We start from the raw sequence: 20,716 nt of genomic DNA on the forward strand, positions 1-20,716 counted from the left end.
GGGATCATGCGGCGGTTCGCGAGCCTGATCCTGGGTTTGCTGCTGACGTCGCTGCTGGCCGCCGCGCCGGCTCAAGCCGACACCCCGTCGTTCTCCAACTGGGCCGCCGTCGTGGTGGCCGGCGATTGGCGCGCCCATTCGGGCGGCCCCACGGAGGCCTTCGACAACGCTCGCCGCGACGTGAGCGCGACCCTGCTCGGCCTTGGATTTTCTCCCGACGCCATCCGTCAATATTCGATGCGCCCCAGGCGCTATCCCGCCCCCAAGCCCCGCAAGACCGACCTGGGCGCCATCCACGCCGACCTGCGCGACCTGGCGACCAAGCGCACGGCCGGATGCCTGGTCTATCTCACCAGCCACGGCGCGCCCGAGGGGGCGCTGCTGGGGGAGGACATCCTTCCGCCCAGCCTGCTGGCGGCCATGGTCGACGACGCCTGCCCGGCCCGCCCATCGATCATCGTGGTCTCGGCCTGCTTTTCTGGGGTGTTCGTCAAGCCGCTGCAGCGCGAAGACCGGATGATCCTGACCGCGGCGCGGCCCGACCGCACGTCGTTCGGCTGCAGCGAGGACGACAAGTACCCCTATTTCGACGACTGCTTCCTGTCGTCGGCCCCCGCCGCCCACGACTTCGCGGTCTTGGGCCGGGCGGTGCAGGCTTGCGTGGCGCGGCGGGAGCGCGACACCGGCGCCGAACCGGCCTCGGAGCCGCAGCTGTGGATCGGCGCGGGCCTGAGGCCGCTGCTGCCGCTCTACGCCTTTCCGCCACGCGCTCCCATCAAGCCCGCCGCTTCCCCAAAACGACGCTGACCGGCCAGGCGTCCACGGGAAAGACGCCCGGGCAGGACCACATCCCCTTGATCCCCGCCCGGGGCGCCCTAGAAGTCTGATCACTCTTAGTTTTCCAGAAGCCGGCGAGGTCTTGTTCGTGACGCTGCGTCTTTCGTTCAGGGCTGTTGTTTCGGCGGCGATCATCGGGTGCGGCCTGTTTGGCGCGACGGTGGCCGAGACCCAGGACGCTCCGGCCCGACGGCCGGCGGCAACGAGCGCCGTCCTGCCCTCCAAACCGATCCCCTACACCTCGACGGTGCGCCGCCGCGCGCCGCGCCCACGCCCCGCCGCGCCGGTCGCCGCCCGTACGGCGACCCCGACCCGCGCCACGACGGCGACGGCCGCAACGGCGGCGGCGCCCCCGACGGCGGCCTCGCCGGAAACCGCCGCGCCCGCGCTGTCGCCCGCCCCCGCCAGTTCCACCGTCGCCCCGCTGCCCCCCGCCGACCTGGAAGCCTATGTCGACGGCGTCGTCCGCGACCGCATGGCCCGCGACCACATCGCCGGCGTGACCGTCGCCGTGGTCCAGAACGGTCAGGTGGTGCTGAAAAAGGGCTATGGCGTCGCCAGCCTGAGAGACCGTCGCCAGGTCGATCCCGACACCACCCTGTTCCGCGTCGGCTCAATCTCCAAGACCTTCACCTGGATCGCCCTGATGAACGAGGTCGAGGCCGGGCGCATGCGCCTGGACGCCCCGATCAACGTCTACCTGCCCGAGAAACTGCAACTGAAGGACCAGGGCAAGAAAACCCCGGTGCGACTGCGCGACCTGATGACCCACACCGCCGGGTTCGAGGACCGGGCCCTGGGCCAGTTGTTCGAGCGCGACCCACGTCGCGAACGGCCCCTGGAACTGTACCTGCGCCAGGAGCGCCCCAACCGCGTGCGCGAGCCGGGCCTGCTGCCGGCCTATTCCAACTATGGCGTCGGCCTGGCGGGGGAGGCCCTGGCCAACGTGACCGGCCAGCCGTTCGAGAAGGTGATCGCCGACCAGGTGATCCTGCCCGCCGGCCTGACCCACACGACCTTCCGCGAGAACCGCCCGTGGCGGGACGATCTGCCCGCCCCGATGGCGCCGGCCCTGGCGGCCGGCCTGTCGGACGGCTTCCGCTGGACCCCGCTGGGCTTCCAGACCGAAGCGCCCGAGTTCATCGGCCACATCGCCCCCGCCGGCGCCGCCTCCAGCACGGCTGGCGACATGGCCCGCTACATGACCCTGCTGCTGAACGGCGGGACGATCGATGGCAGGACGATCTTCTCGCCCCGGACCAGCGCGATGTTCCGCACGCCGATGTACCGCCCGGCCGAGGGCGCCCCGGGCTGGAACGCCGGCTTCATGGACATCCCCCTGCCCGGCGGCCGCCGCGGCTTCGGCCACGCCGGCGCGACCCTGTGGTTCCACTCCAACCTGGTCATGGTCCCCGAACTGGGCCTGGGCGTGTTCGTGGCGGTCAACACCGACACCGGCGCCGACCTGCCCGCCAGCCTGCCCTCGACGATCATCGAGCGCTTCTACGCCCCGCGCCCTGAGATCCCCGCCGCCAGCAAGATCACCCGCGACGAGGCCCGCGCCTATGAGGGCCAGTTCCTGACCACCCGGCGCGCCTATGGCGGACTGGAAGGCTTCATCGACCGCTTGATCGGCCAGGCGACCGTACGGGCCGCGCCGGACGGCCGTCTGACCCTGACGATCGACGGCCAGTCCAGCCAATGGACCGCCACCGACCAGCCCGACACGTTCGCGCCCGCCAGCGGCGCGGGCCTGCTGGTGTTCCAGCGCGAGGACGGCAAGGTGGCGCGGTTCTTCTCGCCCACCGGCGGCGCGGCGTTCGAGCGCATCGACTTCCCCCACCAGCGCAGCCTGTTGACCACCTTCGCCGTCCTGGCCGCCCTGGCCGCCCTGGCGACCCTGGTCGGCGTGGCCACCCGCGACCGCCGCGAGGCGCGCCAGACCCCGACCCAGGCCCGGGCCAGCCTGCTGCAAACCATCCAGGCGATCCTCTGGCTGGTCGCCCTCGTCGGCGTGGGCGTGTTCGCCAGCGGCGCCGACGACATGGCCCGGGCGTTCTATGGCTGGCCCAGCGGCTGGCTGCTCAGCGCCTCGGCCTGCGCCTTCGTGGCCACCCTGCTGACCATCGCCACCCTGGCCATGCTGCCGGTGGTGTGGCGAGGCGGCCGGCGGGTCGACAGCTGGACCGCGCTGCGCAAGCTGGCCTTCAGCTGCACCACGCTGATCTTCCTGGGCTTCGCCCTGCTGCTGGCGGCCTGGGGCTTCCTGGAGTTCTGGAACGCCTAGAGCGAAAACGGGGACAGGCCCATGGGCCTGTTCTCAGCCGCTCCTCAGTCTTCCAGCGTCGCCCGCAGGAAACGCGATTCCAGCCGGCGCACCACGATGACGATCCGTTCGCGCTCTGCCGGCCGGCGCTCGACCAGCAGCCGGGCCACCTGGGCGTCGTCGTGGAAGGCGTAGCCCTTGATCGCGTCCAGCAGGGCCTTGGCCAAGTTGTCCAGGTCCATCCACGGCGGCTCGCCGACGAACTCCATGCCGATCTCGACCGAGAACTCGCCCCAGGTCGGACGCGCCCCGCGCCAGACCTTGCGGAAGAACTCGTAGATCAGCGGCTTGTAGTACTTGGCCTGGGTGGTGAGGCCGTCGACCACCAGGGTCAGTTCACCGTCGGCCTCGCGGGCCCGGACCTTGCCGTGGTGGATCCAGCCGTCACTCTCACCCAAAGGAGGCATCGCTAGGCGATCGGCTCGACCTTCACGGCGGTGCCGTAGGCCAGGACCTCGGTAATGCCTTCCATGATCTCGTTGGCGTCGTAGCGCATGGCCAGGATGGCGTTGGCGCCCATCTCGGTCGCGTGCGCCACCAGCAGGTCGTAGGCCTCCTTGCGGGCCGCCTCGGCCAGGTTGACATAGATCGACAGCTTGCCGCCGAAGATCGACTGGATCGAGCCGCCGATATTGCCGATCACGCTGCGCGAGCGGACGGTGACGCCGCGCACCAGGCCCAGATGGGCGACGATGCGGTGGCCGGGCAGGTCATTGGTGGTGGCGACGAGCATGGGATATCTCCTTGGCGTGCCGTCGATATAGCCAAGGCCGGCGGGCCGCGTCCCCTACAAACCCACCATCGTCGCCAGCTTCAGCACCGTGTTCCAGTTGCGGGCGGTGCCCAGAGGGGACCTCTTGGTCTTCTTCCAGTCCCGGTCGAGCATCGAATGGCCCACGTCCTCGGGGTAATCGATATAGAGTTCGCGCGTTCCGACCTTGAAGGTCTCCGGACCGGTGATCGCCGCGCGCAGCGTGGCTTCGTCGCCGTCCGGCAGTGCGGCCTTCATGAAGTGCACCAGCAGGTGGTTGGGGTGGCTCCTGACCTCGTCCGGATAGGGGTTCGCGTCGATGATCGCCTTCAACTCGGCGGAGGTGCGGACGAAAAACTCGGTGCGCAGGCCCATACGCTTTTCCAGGCCGTCCTCCAGCCGCTTTTCCAGATGGGCGTCTGCCTCGGCCTTGCCCCACAGCACCAGGTTGCCGCTGGCCAGCAGGGTCTTGGCGTCGTCGAAGCCCAGGTCCTTGGCCAGGCCCAGCAGGTCGTCCTTCAGCACCTTGCGGCCACCGACGTTGACGCCGCGCAGCAGGGCGATGTGAGGGCTCATCGGGCGAACTCCGTTCCTTGATTGTTCCCGTCGTACCCGCGACCGCGTCCGTGAGCAACCGGGGAACGTTGCCCTGGGCGCGCCTTGGGTCTAGACCCCGCTCGACCGTTTTTCCGGGAGACCCGCCGCATGACCGCCACGCGCAACGAGACCGACACCTTCGGCCCGATCGCCGTCGAGAACGACAAGTACTGGGGCGCTCAGGCCCAGCGTTCGCTCGGCAATTTCAAGATCGGCTGGGAGAAGCAGCCGCTTCCGGTCGTCCGCGCCCTGGGGATCGTCAAGCGCGCCGCCGCCGAGGCCAACCTGGCCTTGGGCAAGCTGGACCCGAAACTCGCCGAGACCATCGTGGCGGCCGCCAACGAAGTCATCGAAGGCAAGCTGAACGAACACTTCCCGCTGGTGGTCTGGCAGACCGGCTCGGGCACCCAGTCGAACATGAACGCCAACGAGGTGATCTCGAACCGCGCGATCCAGATGCTGGGCGGCGAGATGGGCAGCAAGAAGCCCGTCCACCCCAACGACCACGTCAATATGAGCCAGTCGTCGAACGACACCTATCCGACGGCGATGCACGTGGCCTGCGCCGAGCAGATCGTCCACGATCTGCTGCCGGCCCTGAAGCACCTGCATGAGGCCCTGAAGGCCAAGTCCGACGCCTGGGCCAAGATCATCAAGATCGGCCGCACCCACACCCAGGACGCCACCCCCCTGACCCTGGGCCAGGAGTTCGGCGGCTACGCCCAGCAGGTCGCCAACGGCATCGAGCGCATCGAGCAGACCCTGCCCAAGCTGATGCAGCTGGCCCAGGGCGGCACCGCGGTCGGCACGGGCCTCAACGCCCCCATCGGCTTCGCCGAGAAGGTGGCCGAGCAGATCGCCGCCATCACCGGCCTGCCCTTCACCACCGCTCCGAACAAGTTCGAAGCCCTGGCCGCCCACGACGCCATGGTCTTCAGCCACGGCGCGATCAACACCGTCGCCGCCAGCCTGTTCAAGATCGCCAATGACATCCGCTTCCTGGGCAGCGGCCCGCGCGCCGGCCTGGGCGAACTCAGCCTGCCGGAAAACGAGCCGGGCTCGTCGATCATGCCGGGCAAGGTCAACCCGACCCAGTGCGAGGCTCTCACCCAGGTCTGCGTCCAGGTGTTCGGCAACCACGCCGCCGTCACCTTCGCCGGCAGCCAGGGCCATTTCGAGCTGAACGTCTTCAACCCGGTGATGGCCTACAACTTCCTGCAGTCGGTGCGCCTGGTCGCCGACGCCGCGATCAGCTTCACCGACAACTGCGTGGTCGGCATCGAGCCGCGCGTCGACAACATCAACAAGGGCGTCGAGAACAGCCTGATGCTCGTCACGGCCCTGAACGGCAAGCTGGGCTACGACGCCTGCGCCAAGATCGCCAAGACCGCGCACAAGAACGGCACCACCCTGCGCGAGGAAGCCGTCGGCGGCGGCTACCTGACCAACGAAGAGTTCGACCAGTACGTCCGCCCCGAGAACATGATCTCGCCGGGCTGAATTTGATCCAGCTGGTCCGGATCATCGACGACCTGCCGGACGGCTTTGACGCCCTCCTCGCCGACGCGGCGAGTGAGGGCGTTGGCGCCATGGCTCGGCTCGCAGAGGGCTGGGCCAGCGCCGACCAGCGCTTCGAGGACGACGGCGAGGCCCTGCTGGGCGCGCTGCTGGCCGGCGAACTGGCCGGGATCGGCGGCCTGTCGGTCGAGCCCGCCGCGGCCGAACCCGCCCGCCGCGTGCGCCGCCTCTATGTCCGCCCCGCCTTCCGCCGCCAGGGCGTGGCGCGCGCCCTGGCCTCCGCCCTGATCCAGGAAGCCTTCGACCAGGTCGACCTCCTCACCTGCAACGCCGCCGCCTCCCCCGTCGCCGCGCCGTTCTGGGAGGCGCAAGGCTTCTCGCCAGATCCTTCGGGACCTTGGACCCACCTGTTGCGGCGGAGCGTCGGATGACCCCGTCCCTCGCCTTCGCCCGCGATGGCGCGGCGCTGTTTCCTGCCGTGCTCGACGACGCGACCGTCGAGGTCCTGCGCGCCTTGGCCAACGAGCGTATCGGCGCCCGTCCCGGCGCCAGGTTGCGCGGCGACGCGATACTGGCCGACCTGCTGGCCTTCCGGGGCGCGATCGGCGCCCTGGCCGCCACCCTCACCTCTCCTGCCGCCCGAGTGGTGCGCGCGGTGATGTTCGACAAGACGGCCGAGGCCAACTGGGCCGTGGCCTGGCACCAGGACCGCACCCTGCCCGTCGCCCGTCGAGTCGAGGTGGCGGGCTTCGGCCCCTGGTCGACCAAGGACGGCGTCTTGCACGTCGCCCCGCCGTTCGAGATCCTGGCGCGAATGATCACCCTGCGCGTCCATCTCGACCCCGTCGACGCCAGCAACGCCCCGCTACGCGCGGCTCTGGGCTCGCACCGCCTGGGCCGCGTGGCCGCGGAGGACGCCGCCGTCCGCGCGGCCGAGCATTCCGTGATCACCTGCCTGGCCGAACCCGGCGACGTCTGGGTCTACGCCACCCCGATCCTGCACACCTCCGACCGGGCCAACCCGCCCCGACGCAGGCGGGTCCTACAGATCGATTACGCCGATTTCGACTTGCCCGGCGGCCTGGCTTGGGCGGGACTTTCCAGCGGATGACCGCCCTCGACCGCCCTTATTGGATCGAGGCCCGCGTTGAGCGGCGAGAGGGTTGGGACGCTGGCGCCTACCCTTTCAATTTGCCGGTGGTGCGAGATCTCGACACCCTGGCATTCCATCCGCATGTGACCTTCCTGGTCGGCGAGAACGGCTCGGGCAAGTCGACCCTGATCGAGGCCCTGGCGGTGGCCTGGGGCTTCAACGCCGAGGGCGGGTCACGCAATTTCAGTTTTTCGACCCGCAGCTCACATTCGGATTTACATCGCTTCATTCGTCCCGTGCGTAGTCCCCTTCGCGCGCATGACGGCTATTTCCTGCGCGCCGAGAGCTACTTCAATATTGGGACAGAGATCGAAAATCTCGACAAGGATCCCGCCGGCGGCCCACCGATCGGACCGGCGTATGGCGAGCGCCTCCTGCACGAACAGTCGCACGGCGAGGCCTTCTTCGCCCTGTTTGACAACCGCTTCCGCGGCGATGGCCTCTACATCCTCGACGAGCCCGAGGCGGCCCTGTCGCCGCAGCGGCAGCTGTCGTTCCTGGCGCGGCTGCACGAACTGGTCCTGGCCCGCTCGCAGTTCATCATCGCCACCCACTCGCCGATCCTGCTGGGCTATCCCGACGCCTGGATCTACCAGGCCTCCGAGCGCGGCCTCGATCGCGTGGACTACGAGGACACCGAGCACTTCCAGGTGACCCGCAACTTCCTCAACCGTCGCCAGACCTTCCTGGACGTGCTGCTGGCGGACGACGACTTCGAAGCCTGACGCGCGGCGAGGGGCGTGTTAGCCTTCGCCCATGGGCAAGGTCGAACTCGACATCGGCATCGATCCGGAACTGCTGGCGCAGGCCAAGCGGCTGGAAATTTCCGTGGCCGGCATGAGCGAGACGCAGCTTCGACTGCATCTCCAGAAAGTGGACCCCGCCTGCGCCGAGGAACGTGCGCGGCGGTGGGCGGACGAGAACGCCGACGCGATCAAAGCGCTTCATCGGTTCGTCGAGGAACACGGCGCCTTCGGGGACGATCTGCGGACGTGGTGATCCGTCAGTACGACGTCTTCGACAATCCGAGCGCGATCACGCGCGCCAAGGTCCCTTATGTCGTCGTTCTGCAATCCCATTTGTTCGAGGCGCTGCCAACGCTGGTCATCGCGCCCATGATGCGGCTCGATCAATCGGTGCATGGCGGCAAGATCTTGGTCGAGGTGAACTTCGCGGATGAACGCCTGGTCGTGAATACGGCTTTCCTGACCAACATCGAACGTTTGCGGTTGGGCCGCTCGCGCGGCTCCCTCGCCGCCTACGAAGACGACATCCGCCGCGCCGTCGACCGCCTGTTCACCGGCTTCTAGCGCCGGTCCACCACGGTCCGGCCGATCGGGGCCAGGGCCACGACGGCCAGCTGCAGGTCCTTGATCGCGAACGGGATGCCGATGATCGTCACCGCCTCGGCGACGGCGGCGATCAGATGCGCCAGGGCGATGTACCAACCGCCCAGGACGAACCAGATCACGTTGAGCGCGCAGCCCAGGGGACCGGTGCCCAGGTCCTCGCGGCCGGTCACTAGGTCGCGCGGCACGATCTCCTTGCCGAAGGGCCAGAAGGCGAAGCCGGCGATGCGCCAGGCCGCGCCCGCATAGGGCAGGCCCACGATCGTGATGGCCAGCAGCAGCCCGCCCAGCAGCCACAGGCAACCGGAGATGAAGCCGCCGAAGATGAACCACAGAATGTTGAGCAGCAGGCGGATCATGACGGCCTCCGGAAGTCGCAAGCCTAGGCGTGGGACGAATCGCGGGTGATGTCGAGCTTCGCCTTTCCCTTCGCCGGACGTGACCTTGCCACAAGGTATCGCTATGTGACGCGCTCGAAACAAAGGCGCGACGCGATTCCGCGCGAGGCGCAGAACGAGGGCACGATGGGTCTGTTCCGCAAGAAGAAGCACCAGGCGATCTCGCTGCCGGTCGGCGCGGCCCCTGTGCCCGCCTCGGTGAAGTTCCGCGGCTGCACGTTCCGCATGCCCGACCACTGGGTGATCACCAAGCAATTGCTGGACGGCAAGGACTACGAGCCCTGGGTGCTGGACTATTTCCTGCAGACCCTGAAACCCGGCATGACCGTGCTGGACGTCGGGGCCAGCTGGGGCGCCTTCGCCTTGCCCGCCGCCAAGAAAGTCGGTCCCACCGGCCGGGTGATCGCCATCGAGATGAGCCCAGGCAACGGCCGGGTGATCCTGGAGAGCGCCAAGACCAACGCCATAGACAACATCCGCCTGATCCTGGTGGGGGTGTCCGACACCCTGGAGACGGCCTTCTTGCGCCGCCAGACCATGCACAACAATCACCAGTTGGAGCCGGCCGGCCAGGCCGCGCCGGACGACCTGAGCGACTACGACTTCGCACCGGTGGTGCCGATCGACCTGCTGCGCGGCGAACTTGGTAAGGTCGACGTGATGAAGATCGACATCGAGGGCATGGAATATCGCGCCTTCATGGGCGCCAAGGCCTTCATGGCCGAGCAGAAACCGATCACCTTCCTGGAATATTCACCGCGCTTCCAGGCCGAGACCTCGCGCGCCGAGGGCTCGGCCCTGCTAAGCTTCTTCCTGGACCTGGGCTACGGCGTCGAGATCCTGCACCGCAAGAAGAAGCGCGAGACGGTCAAGGGCGCCGACGCCGCCGAGGTGATCGCCCGAATCGACGCCGCCTGGACGCGCCACGTCGAGGACGACAACGGCACGCACCTGGACCTGTGTCTGAAGGCGTAGGGCTGAACGCCGTGCGTCCTTCGAGGCTCGGCTTCGCCTCGCACCTCAGGATGAGGAATTCAGCAGCAACAAAGCTCCTCATCCTGAGGCGTCCGCGCAGCGGGCCTCGAAGGACGCAAGGCGCAACCGCCTACTTGATCAACTGCCACCGCTTGGCCCACCGCCCCTTGCCGAAGCGGGTGAGGATCAGCAGGTAAAGTCCCGCATAGATCACCGTGCCGGCGCCGACGACCGCCATCGCCCAGGGTCCGGGCGCATGCCAGGGCGGTGGCGCCAGCCAGTTGTGCGGCGGCGCCGTAAGTTCCAGCCACAGTCCGCCCACCCAGGCCAGCGAGAACAGCAGCACGGCCGGATAGCGCAGCAGCGGGCTCTTCTGGACCAGCAGCAGGACCTGGAGGAACGCCACGGCCAGGCCGGCGGCGATCGCCGCGCCAGCGGTCAGCCAGCCATTGTGCGCCAGCGCCTTGACCTGCATCGCTGTGGAAACGGCCGCCCACAGTGGAGCCCACAGCACCGGGCCGAACATCAGCAGCAGGACGCAAAAACCGATCACCACGCCCAGGCCGCCACCGATCACCCGGCCGGCCGCCTCGCCGGCGTGGTGCGCGTGGTCGTGGCCGTGCCGTTCGTCGCGAGCTGTTTCGGAGGAGGCCCGCCGCCCCGCCCTGGCCATGTCAGGCTCGCCGGCTGACCGCGAAGTCGGCCAGGCTCTCGAGGCTGGAGCGCCAGTCGTTGGCCGGGAAGCCCGCCAGGGCCGCCTTGGCCTTGTCGGCGTAGTTGGCGGCCAGGTCGAGCGTGGCCTCCAGCGCCCCGGTGCCGACGATCAGCTCGCGGGCCCGACGGAAATCGGCCTCGGTCTGCTCGCGGCGGCCAATGGCCCGTTCCCAGAACTCAGCCTCTCGCGGGCCCGAGCGGGCGATGGCCAGGAGCAGCGGCAGGGTCGCCTTGCCTTCGCGGAAATCGTCGCCGGCGTTCTTGCCCAGCGCCTCGGTGGTGCCGCCGTAGTCCAGGGCGTCGTCGGCCAGCTGGAAGGCCAGGCCCAGGTTCATGCCATAGGCGCGCAAGGCGTCCGACTGGGCCGCCGTCACCCCGGCCGAGACGCCGCCAGCCTCCGACGCCGCGGCGAACAGCTCGGCGGTCTTGGCGGCGATGATCTCGAGGTACAGCGCCTGCGACAGGTTCAGGTCGTGGCTGCGGGTGAGCTGCAGCACTTCGCCTTCGGCGATGACGCGGCTTGCACGGGCCAGGATCTCCAGCGCCTTCATCGAGTTGGTCTCGACCATCAGCTCGAACGCCCGGGCGAACAGGAAGTCGCCGACCAGCACGCTCTGCGCGGCGCCCCAAATCAGATGGGCCGCGACCTTGCCGCGCCGCAGCTGGCTGCCGTCGACCACGTCGTCGTGCAACAGGGTGGCGGTGTGGATGAACTCGACGGCGGCCGCCAGCTTCAGGCAGGTGTCGTTGTCCGACCCGGCCAGGCGCGCGGCGGCTACGGTCAGCAGCGGACGCAGGCGCTTGCCGCCGGCGGCGATCAGGTGCTCGGCCAGGGCGGGAATGACCGGCACTTCGCTTTGCATGCGCGCGGTGATCAGAGCATCGACCCCGGCCATGTCGGCGGCGGCCAGCCGCACGAGACGATCCACCGATCCCGGCTGGCGGGCGAGGGTCGCTGCAGCTGCGTCCAAAACCATACTCTCCCTGCTGACGCCCGCCGGCGGTCGGCGTACGCCTCGCGTCCCTTGGGCTTGATCAGCCGTTGCGAGCGACAATGGTGGCGGGATAGGTCAGGGTCAAGGCGAGCACAAGGCTTGAAACGTTGCCGAACGAGATACCCGCGGCCGGAAGCCCGCCAAGCGTCACCGAAGACGCCGTCCTGAACGGCCGCGTGCGACTGCGCCAAGCCGTGGCGGGCTACCGGGCGGGCATGGACGCGGCCCTTCTGGCGGCCGCCTGCGACGCGGGGCCCGGCGAGCGGGTGATAGAGGCCGGCTGCGGGGTGGGCGGCGCGCTGCTGGCGGCGGCCGTCCGGCGCCCCGGCGCCCGATTCGTCGGCATGGAGCGCGATTCCGTCGCCGTCGAGCTGGCCCGAGGCAATGCGGAGCTCAACGCGCTCCAGGATCGGGTCGAGATCGTCGGCGGCGATGTCGAGCGCGGCTTTCGCGCGCTGGACCTGCCGGTGTTCGACGCGGTCATGAGCAATCCGCCGTTCTTCGATGACCCCGCCGCCCTGCGCGCGCCCGCGCCGGAGAAATCCGGCGCCTGGATGGCCGACGGCGGGCTAGGGGCCTGGACGGCCTTTTGCCTGAAGGCCGTGCGCGAGGGCGGGAGCCTCACCCTGATCCACCGCGCCGACCGCCTGGCCGACCTCCTGGCGCTGCTGGCCCCTAAGGCCGGCTCGTTCAAAATCCGCCCGATCGCGCCCTTCGCCGACGCCCCGGCCAAGCGAGTGATCGTCCGGGCGATCAAGACTGGCAAGGCTCCGCTGGTCCTGCTGCCGCCGCTGGTGCTGCACGAGCGCGACGCGCCGGGGCATTCGGCGGCGGCCGAGGCGATTTTGCGGGGGGACGCGGCGCTGGGGTGGTGAGCGAACTTCTCCCCGTGGGGGAGGACCTCGAAGCTCCCTACTCCGCGTACAGCGCCAGCGCCTCCAGGCACATCTCCAGCCCGGTCAGGTCGTGCAGCGGATCGTCGGTGATGATCACGAACAGGCGCCGCGCCTCGGCCCACAGCATCAGGGTCTCGGGCAGGCCGAAGTCCTCGACCACGCAGCCGTCGCCGTCGCGCCAGACGCCGTGCTCGTCGCGCTGGGCGCCGACATGCACCTCCACCCGGTCGACATATTCGGCCTCGCTCTCGTCGGCGATATTGACATAGGCCATGACCGGACGCCCCAGCCCGGCCAGCACCCCGGCCTCGAACGCCGCGGCGCTGGCGCAGGACGGTCCGCGGAACGGCGTCAGGTTGATGATCCCGGCGTCGGCCTGCCGCAGCTTGGCCATTCTCTCGGCGTAGAGTTCGCGGGCCTGGACCTCGACATTGTCGGCCTGGGTCTCGACGATGGCCGGCGCGGTCAGGCCGGTGAAGCCGTTGTCCGCGCAGAAGGCGCGCTGGCGCGCGCTTTGCGCCTCGGCGTCGGGAAGCCAGGGCTCGGGGCCGGCCAGCCAGATGGAACGTACGGGTCTCATGCCCCTTACAACTTGCCGAAACAGGACGCTGTCAACCGCCTTGAAGACCATGATCGCCCCAAACCGCCGCGCGCTGATCGCCGCGACCGCCGCCGCCCTCGCCGCGCCAAGCTTGGCCGAGGCCGCGCAGAGCGACCCGTGGCTGGCCTATGACCGCCGCCTGCGCCAGCAACTGGCCGAGAGCCGGGGCGACTTCGATCCCGATTTCGAGACCAACCTGCGCGACCTGGGCGACCTCTTCCGGCGGGGCCGGAGCCTCTCCGAACTCGCGCCCGATCCCGGCCTGGCCCTGGCGGCCCGCGCCCACGCCGCCGACATCGCCCGCACCGGCGTCTTCGACCACATGACCCGCGAGGGTTTCGGCCCCGCCGCCCGGGTCGGGCTGCTGGCCCGCGACCTGGTCGGCGCCCCGGCCGAGAACATCGCCGAGCGCCTGAACGCCGACGGCGCCGTGCGACCCGATCAGATCATGGGCCAGTGGAAGGGCAGCGCCGGCCATCGCGCCAACCTGCTGTCGCCAGGCTTCACCCATGTCGGCTACGGGGTGCTGCGCCGGGGCCGCGAGGTGATCGCCGTGGGGGCCTATGCCGAGGTCTCCGCCCGCCTGGCCGCCCCGGCCCCGCTCCGCGTGGCCTCGGTCGCCTCCATCGCCTCGGCCCTGTCCAACGCGGTCCCGCGCATCGACCAGTTCTCGGTGTCGGAGCCTGGCGCCGAACCCCTGGTCGAGACTTATGTGGAGGCCCCCGGCGCCCGGACCTTGCCGCCGGGGGCCTGGCAGCTGCGCCCGCACTTGTCGACCGGCGCCCGGAAGTACCAGGTGGCCTGGGGGCCGGTGTTCGTGCTGGGGTGAGAAGCCAGAGCGGCGGCGATTATCCTATGTTTTCCCTGGGCGTCGCCCCGGGAACATCACAGCCGGGCGGTCGTTGGGATCTTCCACCCACCGGACCCGCCAATGCCTCTCCTCTTCCTGCTGCGACTGATCTTTTCCCTGCTTTCCTGGGCCGTCCTGGCGGCGGCGGGATATCTGATCTGGAGCTGGTGGCAAGGCGACCTTGTGGTCGCTCCCGATGGCCTGGCGCGGCGCGTTCGCGACGAGGACTGGCGGTTATGGGCGGGCCTGGCCCTCCTGGCCTGGTCGTTCCTGGGCAAATGGTTGGTTGTCCCGCTCGTGGCCAAGCCCGACACGCGGCGCACACGTCCTGACCGAGTCGCTGGGCAGATCGTCAAGAGCCCCGGCGGCGGCGAGCTGCATGTGGAGGTCTCGGGCCCCATCGACGGACCGCCGATCATCCTGACCCATGGCTGGGGCCTGGACAGTACGATCTGGTTTTACGCCCGGCACGACCTGGCCAGGCGGTTTCGCGTCATCACGTGGGACCTGGCGGGGCTGGGCAAGTCGCGACGCGGCTCCTCCGGCAAGATCGATCTGTCTCGCTTCGCGGACGACTTGGCGGCCATCCTAGACCTTACCGGCCAACGCCCCGCGGTGCTCGTCGGGCATAGCATCGGCGGAATGACCATCCAGACCCTGGCGCGCGACCACCCGCGCCTCTTCGCCGACAAGGTTCGCGGCGTGGCCCTGCTGAACACCACCTACACCAATCCTCTGCGGACCATGGTCTTCAGCCGCCTGTTCCAGGCCCTGCGACGACCCTTGCTGGAGCCGCTGCTTCACCTGACGATCTGGCTGCAGCCCGTGGCCTGGCTCAGCGCTTGGCAGAGCTATCTGAGCGGATCGGCGCACCTGGCCAATCGCTTTGGCTTTGGCCGGTTCGTCACGCGCAGCCAGCTGGAGCACACCACCCTGCTCGCCACGCGCAACGCCCCCGCAGTCCAGGCGCGGGGCAATCTGGCCATGTTCCGCTGGGACGCGACCGGCGCGCTCGAAGGCCTCCAGACGCCTGTCCTGGTGATCGGCGGCGAAGTCGACATCATCACCAAACTGGAGGCGAGCCGCGAGATCGCCAGGTCCGCGCCGGAGGCTCGATTGCAGATGGTCGACGGCGTCAACCACATGGGCTTCCTGGAACGGGCGAACCTCTACACGGCGGCGATCGAGAGCTTCGCCGAGTCCGTGCAACCCGAGTCCGTGGCGAGCCAGCGGATCGAAACCCCGGCGGTGCTGGGAGCTCATGAAAGCTCCTGAGATCTGAGAAAACGAAAAACGGCGGGCCCTTGCGAGCCCGCCGTTCGTCGGTTCAGCGATGGAGCGAAGGCCTAGTTCTTGGCTACGTCCACCAGCTTGTTCTTGGCAATCCAGGGCATCATGGCGCGCAGGCGGCCACCGACTTCCTCGATCTGGTGCTCGGCCGAGCGGCGACGGGTCGCCTTGAAGCTCGGCTGGCCGACTTGGTTCTCCAACATGAAGTCGCGAACGAACTTGCCCGACTGGATGTCGTCCAGCACCCGCTTCATCTCAGCCTTGGTTTCCGGCGTGATGATGCGCGGGCCGGTGACGTACTCGCCATACTCGGCCGTGTTGCTGATCGAGTAGTTCATGTTGGCGATGCCGCCTTCATACATCAGGTCGACGATCAGCTTCAGCTCGTGCAGGCACTCGAAATAGGCCATTTCCGGCGCGTAGCCGGCTTCCACCAGCACTTCGAAGCCCGCGCGGACCAGTTCGACCGTGCCGCCGCAGAGGACGGCCTGCTCGCCGAACAGGTCGGTTTCGCATTCCTCGCGGAAGTTGGTCTCGATGATGCCCGAGCGACCGCCGCCGATGGCGCTGGCGTAGGCCAGGCCCAGGTCGAGGGCGTTGCCGGTGGCGTTGTGGTGCACCGCGATCAGGCAGGGCACGCCGCCGCCCTTCTGGTACTCGCCGCGCACGGTGTGGCCGGGGCCCTTGGGGGCGACCATCAGCACGTCGATGGTGTCCTTGGGCTCGATCAAGCCGAAATGGACGTTCAGGCCGTGGGCGAACAGCAGGGCCGCGCCGTCGCGGATGTTGGGCGCGATGTCGTTCTTGTAGATGGCGGCCTGATGCTCGTCGGGCGCCAGGATCATCAGCAGGTCGGCCCAGGCCGCGGCTTCCGCCACGGTCATGACCTTCAGGCCTTCACCCTCGGCCTTCTTGGCGGTCGGCGAGCCGGCGCGCAGGGCGACGGCGACGTTGGTGGCGCCCGAGTCCCGAAGGTTGAGGGCATGCGCGTGACCTTGCGAACCATAGCCTACGATCGCGATCTTCTTGTCCAGGATGCGGGCGAGGTCGGCGTCGCGATCATAATAGACGCGCATGTTTTTTCTCCAGGACTTGGTCAATATGGCCACCCCGCGCAACGGCGGAGCGACAAAGGCCGGGCGTTTGAGCGTTTTTTTGCCGTTTCGTCAAGGCGACGACGACAGAACGTTGTGGCCGGAAAGCCTCTGTGGCGACGTTTTAGACGCTAGAGCGTTTCCCCGCCATGGCCAGCCTTGAAGAAGCATCCGAACACGCCCCGACGATCGCTCCCCGGCCGACCGAGGACCGCGCCCTGCGGGTGCTGGTGGTGGCGGGCTCACAGCGACGCCACAACAGCTGCCCGGGCCTGGATTCCAAGGCCCGCGCCCTGATGCTGCGGATGGCCGCTCGCCTGCCCGCCGCGTGGCAGATCGACACGGAGGACCTGGGCAACCAGCACGGCAGGCCGAAGATCCAGGCCTGCAACGCCTGCGTCAGCTCGTCGATGGCGCTCTGCGTCTGGCCCTGCAATTGCTACGGCCCGCGCAGCACCACCCAACCCGACCTGATGTGGGACCTGGACCTCTATGGCCGCCTGGCCCGGGCCGACGCCTGGGCTTTCATCGGCCCCACCAACTGGTACGGCCCTTCCACCAACTTCAAGCTGATGTTCGACCGCCTGGTCTGCGCGGCCGGCGGCAATCCGCGTCCCGACCTGATCGACAAGAAGGACACGCTGAAGGCCCAGGCCCTGGAGCGCTCGCCCCAGTGGCGGCGGCTGACGAGGAACCACCTGGAGGGGCGCACAGCCGCGTTCTTCACCTATTGCGACGGCGGGGCCAACGAGCTCGGCGAGGACGGCCGGCCCCAACTGGTCCAACGCAAGGACTGGTTCGACCCGGGCCAGGAGCCGTACCAGGACGAGCGCCTGGCCTATCAGGGTCTGGTCTGGCAGTGCCGCTACAGCGGGATCGAGGTCCCCGACCGCCTGTGGACCGCCGGCGTGTTCGGCGAGGGCAAGCCCTACGCCGACGACCAGGCCGACGACATGATGGCCGAGACCGACCACGTCGCCGAGTTCGACGCCTGGGTCGATGCCTTCATCACCCACGTGGCGCTCAAGGGGATCGTGGCGACCAAGGAAGACGAGCGGGCGGCGAAGTCGACCACGAACGTCTAGGCGTTGGCCGCCGCGCGCCAGGGAAACAGCGCCCGCAGCCCCGGGTCGCGCAGCCACAGGCCGCCCCACATGAACAGGCCCAGGTAGATCGAGAACAGTTCGTGGCTGAACAGTGGGTTCTCGACCCGAACCTGGGTCGCCATGGCGCCGCCCAGCAGGCCGGTCATCAGGACCGCGCCCAGCACGGCCGTGCGCGGAAACAGGTAGAGCGCGACGAAGGCCAGTTCCATGATCCCGATCATCAGGACGTAGTCGGCCTTCCAGCCCAGCGCCGTCAGGGTTTCGGTCGCGACCGGCATGCCGGCCAGTTTCGGCAGGACCGATGCGCCCAGCATGAACAGGGCGAACAGACCGGTCAGGACGCGTCCCGTCCAGACCATGGGCGAAGCTTTCAACATCGTCGTTTCCTTTCGAAGCCGTCGCGCGGCGGGCAAGGCGTTGCGCCATTGCCCCGAGGACGATCCCGCGGCCCGCGACCCGACAAGTCCCCCTCGAAAAACTTCACCGTCGAAGCTCGGACCGAGATGCCGACGCTGGAAACGACAAAGCCCGGGCGGATCGGCGATCCGCCCGGGCTTCTTCAAGAGGCGGCCAAGCCTACCAGAACAGGTCGTAGTAGACGCTCAGCACCTGGCCGCTCCAGACGTCGACCAGCACGGCGTCGTCCCCGACCCGCACCCACTCGCAGCCGATCGGCGGATACGGCAGGCCGTAGCGCCAGGCGTCCAGATAGTAGGACGAGCCGTACCAGCCGCCCGGCAGGTAGTCGCCGAACGACCAGCGGCGCGCATAGAATCCGCGTGGATAGCGATAGGCCGGGACGCGATAGCGCTGGGTGGCGCGATAGGATGGCCGGTAGCGGCGCTGGTCGTAGCGCTGGCGGTCGTTGTCACGGTCGCGCCAGTGGCCGTCGTGGCCCGGCCGGCCCCAGTCGGGGCGTCCCTGGCCGGGGCGGCCCTGGTCGCCACGTCCGGGACCCCGGTCCCAGCCGCCATTGCGGTCGCCACGATCACCGCGATCGCTCCAGTTCCGGTCGCCGCGGTTCCGGTCGCCGCGATTTTGATCATCGCGGCCTTGGTCACCCCGATTTTGATCGCCGCGGTTCTGGTCGCCACGGTTCTGGTCGCCACGATCCCAACGGCCGTCGCGGCCGCCCCGGTCTTGCCAGCCTTCCCGCGGATTGCGGGGCTGCGGCGCCGGCGCCGGTTGCTGGGGCTGCTGGGCCTCGGGCGCCGGCCGGGCGCCGCCGTTCCAGTCGGGACGACCACCGCGATCGCCCCGGTCGCCGCGTTCCCCGCGCGACTGACGCCAGGCGCCGCGATCGCCGCCGCCCGAAGGCTGCTGTTGCGGTTGAGCCTGGGGCGCCTGAGCCTGGGGCTGCTGCTGTTGCTGTTGTTGCCGCTGACGCCAGCCGCCGCCCTCGGCGCCGCGTTCGCCGCGACGATCCGGGCGGTCCTGCCCGGCGCCGGCGGCTTCCGCCGCGGCCCCGCCCAGCAGCGACAGGATCATCGCCGTCGTGATCAGACGTTTCATGTCTTTCCAAGTGCTCCAAGGGGCCTCGTGCTGACCCCGTCGCTCATCCCTTGTATTGAAGTGTCGGCCTTGCTCCATGAACCTTGTTTGAACGACTCCGCCTATCCAAGATTGTCCAAAAAGGGGGATCCGCCATGACCGCCAGACCACAGGACGTACTGGGCTTCTGGGCCGCCGCCGGTCCCGAAAAATGGTTCGCCAAGTCCGACGCCTTCGACGACGCCATCCGATTGAAGTTCGAGCCCGTCCACCTGGCCGCCGCCCGTGGCAAGTACGACGCCTGGGCCGCCGAGGCGCAGGGCGCCCTGGCGCTGGTGATCCTGCTGGACCAGTTCCCCCGCAACCTCTACCGCGACAGCGGCCACGCCTTCGCCACCGACGGCAAAGCCCGCGCCATCGCCGCCGCCGCGGTGGCCGCCGGCCACGACAAGGCCGTCGCGGCCGAACTGCGGCCTTTCTTTTACCTGCCCTACGAGCACTCCGAATCCCTGGCCGACCAGGAAACCAGCATCGCCCTGTTCGAGGGGCTGCTGAAGGACACCGGCGACGCCGACAGTCTGAAATGGGCCATCGCCCACCGGGACATCATCGCCCGCTTCGGCCGCTTCCCCCACCGAAACAAGGCCCTGGGCCGAAGCACGACGTCGGCCGAGCAGGCTTTCCTGGACGAAGGCGGCTTCGCGGGCTGACGCGAGCTTGGCCGCGCCCTTCGCGCAAGCTAAGGTTGGCGCTCGAAGTCTGGGATTACTGGAGCACATCATGAAACTGCTATCGGGCCTGCTCACGGCCGGCCTCACGCTGTCGATCCTCGCGCCGAGCCTGGCCTTAGCCCAGGCCAAACCGAGCAACGCCCAGAAGCTCCAGACCCAGGCCGTCGCCGAGATCCCCCACTGCGCCCGCAAGCTGGGCACCCTGTCGATCATGGACGGCGACGATACGCGCGGCTGGATGCAGTACAATCTGGCCTCGCCGCAGAAGCTGCTGAAGGCCATGGTCCAGAAGTCGGGCTGCTTCAATCTGGTCGACCGCGGCGCGGGGCTCAACGCCGCCCAGATCGAGCGCAACATCGGCGGCAATCTGGGCCTGCAGCGTGGCTCCAACGTCGGCCAGGGGCAGGTCAAGGCCGCCGACTACGTCCTGGTGGCCGAGGTCCAGGCCAGCGACGGCAACGCCGGCGGCGGCGCGGTGGCCGGCGCCATCGGCGGCCTGATCGGCGGTCGCGTCGGCGGCCTGGTCGGCGGCATCAAGACCAAGAAGCTGGAAGCCAACACCGTCCTGTCGCTGACCAACGTGCGCACCACCGAGACGGTGGCCGTTCAGGAGGGCTACGCGGCCAAGAACGACATCGGCTGGGGCGCGGGCGGCGGCTGGGGCTTCGGCGGCGCTGTCGGCGGCGGCTACGAGGACACCGAGATCGGCCGGATCATCACCCTGTCGTTCATCAACAGCTACACCAAGCTGGTCACCGACCTGGGCTTGCTGTCGACGACGACCACGGCCGCGGCGGACGCGCCGTCCAAGACCTTCGTGGCCACGCGCGTGACCAACATGCGCGCCACGGCCGCGGCCGGCGGCAAGCTGATCCGCGCCCTGCCCGCCGGCGCCATCGTCTACCCCACCGGGACCAAGAACGGCCTGTGGTGGGAAGTGGCCGACGAGAACGACAATGTCGGCTGGGTGCTGAACACCGGCCTGGAGCCGGCGCGGTAGGCCAGCGAACGACCCGCGACAAGACGCCCCGCCCGAGTCCTCGA

At 68.9% G+C, this 20,716-nt stretch carries 25 protein-coding genes and 1 pseudogene; 16 read left to right on the forward strand and 10 right to left on the reverse strand.

The window, feature by feature from the left end:
• Positions 1 to 6: 6 nt before the first annotated feature.
• Both ASD47_RS23000 and ASD47_RS23005 read left to right on the forward strand, forming a co-directional pair.
• Positions 7 to 807, forward strand: coding sequence for a C13 family peptidase (locus ASD47_RS23000; RefSeq protein ID WP_056761872.1), 801 nt, complete (start codon positions 7 to 9; stop codon positions 805 to 807).
• A 118-nt stretch (positions 808 to 925) separates the two neighbouring features.
• Positions 926 to 3,124, forward strand: coding sequence for a serine hydrolase (locus tag ASD47_RS23005; RefSeq protein ID WP_056762112.1), 2,199 nt, complete (start codon positions 926 to 928; stop codon positions 3,122 to 3,124).
• 44 nt (positions 3,125 to 3,168) lie between these two features.
• On the opposite strand, the gene ASD47_RS23010 is transcribed toward ASD47_RS23005, so the two are convergent.
• The 3 genes from ASD47_RS23010 to ASD47_RS23020 are packed head-to-tail and all read right to left on the reverse strand — an operon-like array spanning position 3,169 to position 4,490.
• Positions 3,169 to 3,570, reverse strand: a complete 402-nt coding sequence (locus ASD47_RS23010; protein ID WP_056761874.1) for a RusA family crossover junction endodeoxyribonuclease — start codon at positions 3,568 to 3,570, stop codon at positions 3,169 to 3,171.
• 2 nt (positions 3,571 to 3,572) lie between these two features.
• Positions 3,573 to 3,896 carry a YbjQ family protein gene (locus ASD47_RS23015; protein ID WP_056761875.1) on the reverse strand — a complete coding sequence of 108 codons (324 nt, stop codon included), beginning with the start codon at positions 3,894 to 3,896 and terminating at the stop codon, positions 3,573 to 3,575.
• Between the two features lie 54 nt (positions 3,897 to 3,950).
• A complete protein-coding gene (locus tag ASD47_RS23020; protein WP_056761877.1) occupies positions 3,951 to 4,490 on the reverse strand; it encodes a DUF1697 domain-containing protein in 540 nt (179 codons plus the stop codon).
• Between the two features lie 129 nt (positions 4,491 to 4,619).
• Here ASD47_RS23020 and fumC point away from each other — a divergent pair, with 129 nt between their 5' ends.
• Genes fumC through ASD47_RS23050 form a run of 6 tightly spaced genes read left to right on the forward strand, consistent with a single transcriptional unit; the run spans position 4,620 to position 8,492 of the window.
• Positions 4,620 to 6,011, forward strand: a complete 1,392-nt coding sequence (gene fumC / locus ASD47_RS23025; protein WP_056761879.1) for a class II fumarate hydratase — start codon at positions 4,620 to 4,622, stop codon at positions 6,009 to 6,011.
• Between the two features lie 2 nt (positions 6,012 to 6,013).
• Positions 6,014 to 6,460 carry a GNAT family N-acetyltransferase gene (locus ASD47_RS23030; protein WP_056761881.1) on the forward strand — a complete coding sequence of 149 codons (447 nt, stop codon included), beginning with the start codon at positions 6,014 to 6,016 and terminating at the stop codon, positions 6,458 to 6,460.
• A complete protein-coding gene (locus ASD47_RS23035) occupies positions 6,457 to 7,140 on the forward strand; it encodes a phytanoyl-CoA dioxygenase family protein (RefSeq protein ID WP_056761882.1) in 684 nt (227 codons plus the stop codon). The genes ASD47_RS23030 and ASD47_RS23035 overlap by 4 nt, the downstream gene beginning before the upstream one ends.
• Complete coding sequence (locus tag ASD47_RS23040) at positions 7,137 to 7,907, forward strand: AAA family ATPase (RefSeq protein ID WP_056761884.1); 771 nt, start codon at positions 7,137 to 7,139, stop codon at positions 7,905 to 7,907. Before ASD47_RS23035 ends, ASD47_RS23040 begins: the two co-directional genes overlap by 4 nt.
• Positions 7,908 to 7,938: 31 nt before the next feature.
• Positions 7,939 to 8,181 (forward strand): type II toxin-antitoxin system CcdA family antitoxin, encoded by a 243-nt coding sequence (locus ASD47_RS23045; RefSeq protein WP_056761886.1) that lies wholly within the window; start codon positions 7,939 to 7,941, stop codon positions 8,179 to 8,181.
• Positions 8,175 to 8,492: a CcdB family protein gene (locus ASD47_RS23050; protein ID WP_051339603.1), complete on the forward strand. Its 318-nt coding sequence runs from the start codon at positions 8,175 to 8,177 to the stop codon at positions 8,490 to 8,492. The genes ASD47_RS23045 and ASD47_RS23050 overlap by 7 nt, the downstream gene beginning before the upstream one ends.
• Here the strand turns inward: ASD47_RS23050 and ASD47_RS23055 are convergent.
• Positions 8,489 to 8,890 (reverse strand): YccF domain-containing protein, encoded by a 402-nt coding sequence (locus ASD47_RS23055; protein WP_056761887.1) that lies wholly within the window; start codon positions 8,888 to 8,890, stop codon positions 8,489 to 8,491. The two genes, ASD47_RS23050 and ASD47_RS23055, sit on opposite strands and share 4 nt — an antisense overlap.
• Before the next feature lie 165 nt (positions 8,891 to 9,055).
• On the opposite strand from ASD47_RS23055, the gene ASD47_RS23060 reads away from it, so the two are divergent.
• Complete coding sequence (locus ASD47_RS23060) at positions 9,056 to 9,904, forward strand: FkbM family methyltransferase (RefSeq protein WP_056762113.1); 849 nt, start codon at positions 9,056 to 9,058, stop codon at positions 9,902 to 9,904.
• Between the two features lie 4 nt (positions 9,905 to 9,908).
• Positions 9,909 to 10,028, forward strand: a pseudogene (locus ASD47_RS28345) (hypothetical protein); the annotation flags it as partial.
• Between the two features lie 6 nt (positions 10,029 to 10,034).
• On the opposite strand, the gene ASD47_RS23065 reads toward ASD47_RS28345, so the two are convergent.
• Together ASD47_RS23065 and ASD47_RS23070 are read right to left on the reverse strand one after the other, a co-directional pair.
• Positions 10,035 to 10,577 (reverse strand): hypothetical protein, encoded by a 543-nt coding sequence (locus tag ASD47_RS23065; protein ID WP_056761888.1) that lies wholly within the window; start codon positions 10,575 to 10,577, stop codon positions 10,035 to 10,037.
• A 1-nt stretch (position 10,578) separates the two neighbouring features.
• Positions 10,579 to 11,589: a polyprenyl synthetase family protein gene (locus ASD47_RS23070; protein WP_162251703.1), complete on the reverse strand. Its 1,011-nt coding sequence runs from the start codon at positions 11,587 to 11,589 to the stop codon at positions 10,579 to 10,581.
• Between the two features lie 200 nt (positions 11,590 to 11,789).
• Here ASD47_RS23070 and ASD47_RS23075 point away from each other — a divergent pair, with 200 nt between their 5' ends.
• The gene (locus ASD47_RS23075) at positions 11,790 to 12,488 is read left to right on the forward strand and encodes a methyltransferase (RefSeq protein WP_235526121.1); all 699 of its coding nucleotides are present in this window, start codon (positions 11,790 to 11,792) and stop codon (positions 12,486 to 12,488) included.
• Between the two features lie 37 nt (positions 12,489 to 12,525).
• Here ASD47_RS23075 and ASD47_RS23080 read toward each other — a convergent pair whose 3' ends face one another.
• Positions 12,526 to 13,089 carry a nucleoside 2-deoxyribosyltransferase gene (locus ASD47_RS23080; RefSeq protein ID WP_056761890.1) on the reverse strand — a complete coding sequence of 188 codons (564 nt, stop codon included), beginning with the start codon at positions 13,087 to 13,089 and terminating at the stop codon, positions 12,526 to 12,528.
• 49 nt (positions 13,090 to 13,138) lie between these two features.
• Between ASD47_RS23080 and ASD47_RS23085 the strand changes: the two genes are divergently transcribed.
• Together ASD47_RS23085 and ASD47_RS23090 are read left to right on the forward strand one after the other, a co-directional pair.
• A complete protein-coding gene (locus ASD47_RS23085) occupies positions 13,139 to 13,939 on the forward strand; it encodes a CAP domain-containing protein (protein WP_056762115.1) in 801 nt (266 codons plus the stop codon).
• Positions 13,940 to 14,041: 102 nt separating this feature from the next.
• Positions 14,042 to 15,235 (forward strand): alpha/beta fold hydrolase, encoded by a 1,194-nt coding sequence (locus ASD47_RS23090; RefSeq protein WP_056761891.1) that lies wholly within the window; start codon positions 14,042 to 14,044, stop codon positions 15,233 to 15,235.
• Positions 15,236 to 15,306: 71 nt separating this feature from the next.
• Here the strand turns inward: ASD47_RS23090 and ilvC are convergent, their stop codons facing one another.
• Positions 15,307 to 16,326, reverse strand: coding sequence for a ketol-acid reductoisomerase (gene ilvC / locus ASD47_RS23095; protein WP_056761892.1), 1,020 nt, complete (start codon positions 16,324 to 16,326; stop codon positions 15,307 to 15,309).
• 167 nt (positions 16,327 to 16,493) lie between these two features.
• Between ilvC and ASD47_RS23100 the strand changes: the two genes are divergently transcribed.
• Positions 16,494 to 17,429 carry an NAD(P)H-dependent oxidoreductase gene (locus ASD47_RS23100; RefSeq protein WP_056761893.1) on the forward strand — a complete coding sequence of 312 codons (936 nt, stop codon included), beginning with the start codon at positions 16,494 to 16,496 and terminating at the stop codon, positions 17,427 to 17,429.
• Here the strand turns inward: ASD47_RS23100 and ASD47_RS23105 are convergent.
• The gene (locus ASD47_RS23105) at positions 17,426 to 17,827 is read right to left on the reverse strand and encodes a DoxX family protein (protein ID WP_056761894.1); all 402 of its coding nucleotides are present in this window, start codon (positions 17,825 to 17,827) and stop codon (positions 17,426 to 17,428) included. The genes ASD47_RS23100 and ASD47_RS23105 overlap by 4 nt on opposite strands.
• A 199-nt stretch (positions 17,828 to 18,026) precedes the next feature.
• The gene (locus tag ASD47_RS23110) at positions 18,027 to 18,962 is read right to left on the reverse strand and encodes an RcnB family protein (protein WP_056761896.1); all 936 of its coding nucleotides are present in this window, start codon (positions 18,960 to 18,962) and stop codon (positions 18,027 to 18,029) included.
• Between the two features lie 134 nt (positions 18,963 to 19,096).
• Between ASD47_RS23110 and ASD47_RS23115 the strand changes: the two genes are divergently transcribed.
• Both ASD47_RS23115 and ASD47_RS23120 read left to right on the forward strand, forming a co-directional pair.
• Complete coding sequence (locus ASD47_RS23115) at positions 19,097 to 19,651, forward strand: DUF924 family protein (protein ID WP_056761898.1); 555 nt, start codon at positions 19,097 to 19,099, stop codon at positions 19,649 to 19,651.
• A gap of 70 nt (positions 19,652 to 19,721) precedes the next feature.
• A complete protein-coding gene (locus ASD47_RS23120; protein ID WP_056761900.1) occupies positions 19,722 to 20,672 on the forward strand; it encodes an SH3 domain-containing protein in 951 nt (316 codons plus the stop codon).
• The last annotated feature ends 44 nt before the right edge of the window (positions 20,673 to 20,716 follow it).

The organism is Caulobacter sp. Root1472 (assembly GCF_001426985.1).
Classification (GTDB): domain Bacteria; phylum Pseudomonadota; class Alphaproteobacteria; order Caulobacterales; family Caulobacteraceae; genus Caulobacter; species Caulobacter rhizosphaerae.

What these genes read in the sequence shown, in the direction of transcription:
- ASD47_RS23065 (WP_056761888.1), bottom strand. Translation starts at nt 10,577, where the DNA reads ATGGCCAGGGCGGGGCGGCGGGCCTCCTCCGAAACAGCTCGCGACGAA.
- ASD47_RS23015 (WP_056761875.1), bottom strand. Translation starts at nt 3,896, where the DNA reads ATGCTCGTCGCCACCACCAATGACCTGCCCGGCCACCGCATCGTCGCC.
- fumC (WP_056761879.1), top strand. Translation starts at nt 4,620, where the DNA reads ATGACCGCCACGCGCAACGAGACCGACACCTTCGGCCCGATCGCCGTC.
- ASD47_RS23000 (WP_056761872.1), top strand. Translation starts at nt 7, where the DNA reads ATGCGGCGGTTCGCGAGCCTGATCCTGGGTTTGCTGCTGACGTCGCTG.
- ASD47_RS23115 (WP_056761898.1), top strand. Translation starts at nt 19,097, where the DNA reads ATGACCGCCAGACCACAGGACGTACTGGGCTTCTGGGCCGCCGCCGGT.
- ASD47_RS23110 (WP_056761896.1), bottom strand. Translation starts at nt 18,962, where the DNA reads ATGAAACGTCTGATCACGACGGCGATGATCCTGTCGCTGCTGGGCGGG.
- ASD47_RS23080 (WP_056761890.1), bottom strand. Translation starts at nt 13,089, where the DNA reads ATGAGACCCGTACGTTCCATCTGGCTGGCCGGCCCCGAGCCCTGGCTT.
- ASD47_RS23060 (WP_056762113.1), top strand. Translation starts at nt 9,056, where the DNA reads ATGGGTCTGTTCCGCAAGAAGAAGCACCAGGCGATCTCGCTGCCGGTC.
- ASD47_RS23020 (WP_056761877.1), bottom strand. Translation starts at nt 4,490, where the DNA reads ATGAGCCCTCACATCGCCCTGCTGCGCGGCGTCAACGTCGGTGGCCGC.
- ASD47_RS23035 (WP_056761882.1), top strand. Translation starts at nt 6,457, where the DNA reads ATGACCCCGTCCCTCGCCTTCGCCCGCGATGGCGCGGCGCTGTTTCCT.
- ASD47_RS23040 (WP_056761884.1), top strand. Translation starts at nt 7,137, where the DNA reads ATGACCGCCCTCGACCGCCCTTATTGGATCGAGGCCCGCGTTGAGCGG.
- ASD47_RS23055 (WP_056761887.1), bottom strand. Translation starts at nt 8,890, where the DNA reads ATGATCCGCCTGCTGCTCAACATTCTGTGGTTCATCTTCGGCGGCTTC.
- ASD47_RS23085 (WP_056762115.1), top strand. Translation starts at nt 13,139, where the DNA reads ATGATCGCCCCAAACCGCCGCGCGCTGATCGCCGCGACCGCCGCCGCC.
- ASD47_RS23010 (WP_056761874.1), bottom strand. Translation starts at nt 3,570, where the DNA reads ATGCCTCCTTTGGGTGAGAGTGACGGCTGGATCCACCACGGCAAGGTC.
- ASD47_RS23105 (WP_056761894.1), bottom strand. Translation starts at nt 17,827, where the DNA reads ATGTTGAAAGCTTCGCCCATGGTCTGGACGGGACGCGTCCTGACCGGT.
- ASD47_RS23100 (WP_056761893.1), top strand. Translation starts at nt 16,494, where the DNA reads ATGGCCAGCCTTGAAGAAGCATCCGAACACGCCCCGACGATCGCTCCC.
- ASD47_RS23090 (WP_056761891.1), top strand. Translation starts at nt 14,042, where the DNA reads ATGCCTCTCCTCTTCCTGCTGCGACTGATCTTTTCCCTGCTTTCCTGG.
- ASD47_RS23120 (WP_056761900.1), top strand. Translation starts at nt 19,722, where the DNA reads ATGAAACTGCTATCGGGCCTGCTCACGGCCGGCCTCACGCTGTCGATC.
- ilvC (WP_056761892.1), bottom strand. Translation starts at nt 16,326, where the DNA reads ATGCGCGTCTATTATGATCGCGACGCCGACCTCGCCCGCATCCTGGAC.
- ASD47_RS23045 (WP_056761886.1), top strand. Translation starts at nt 7,939, where the DNA reads ATGGGCAAGGTCGAACTCGACATCGGCATCGATCCGGAACTGCTGGCG.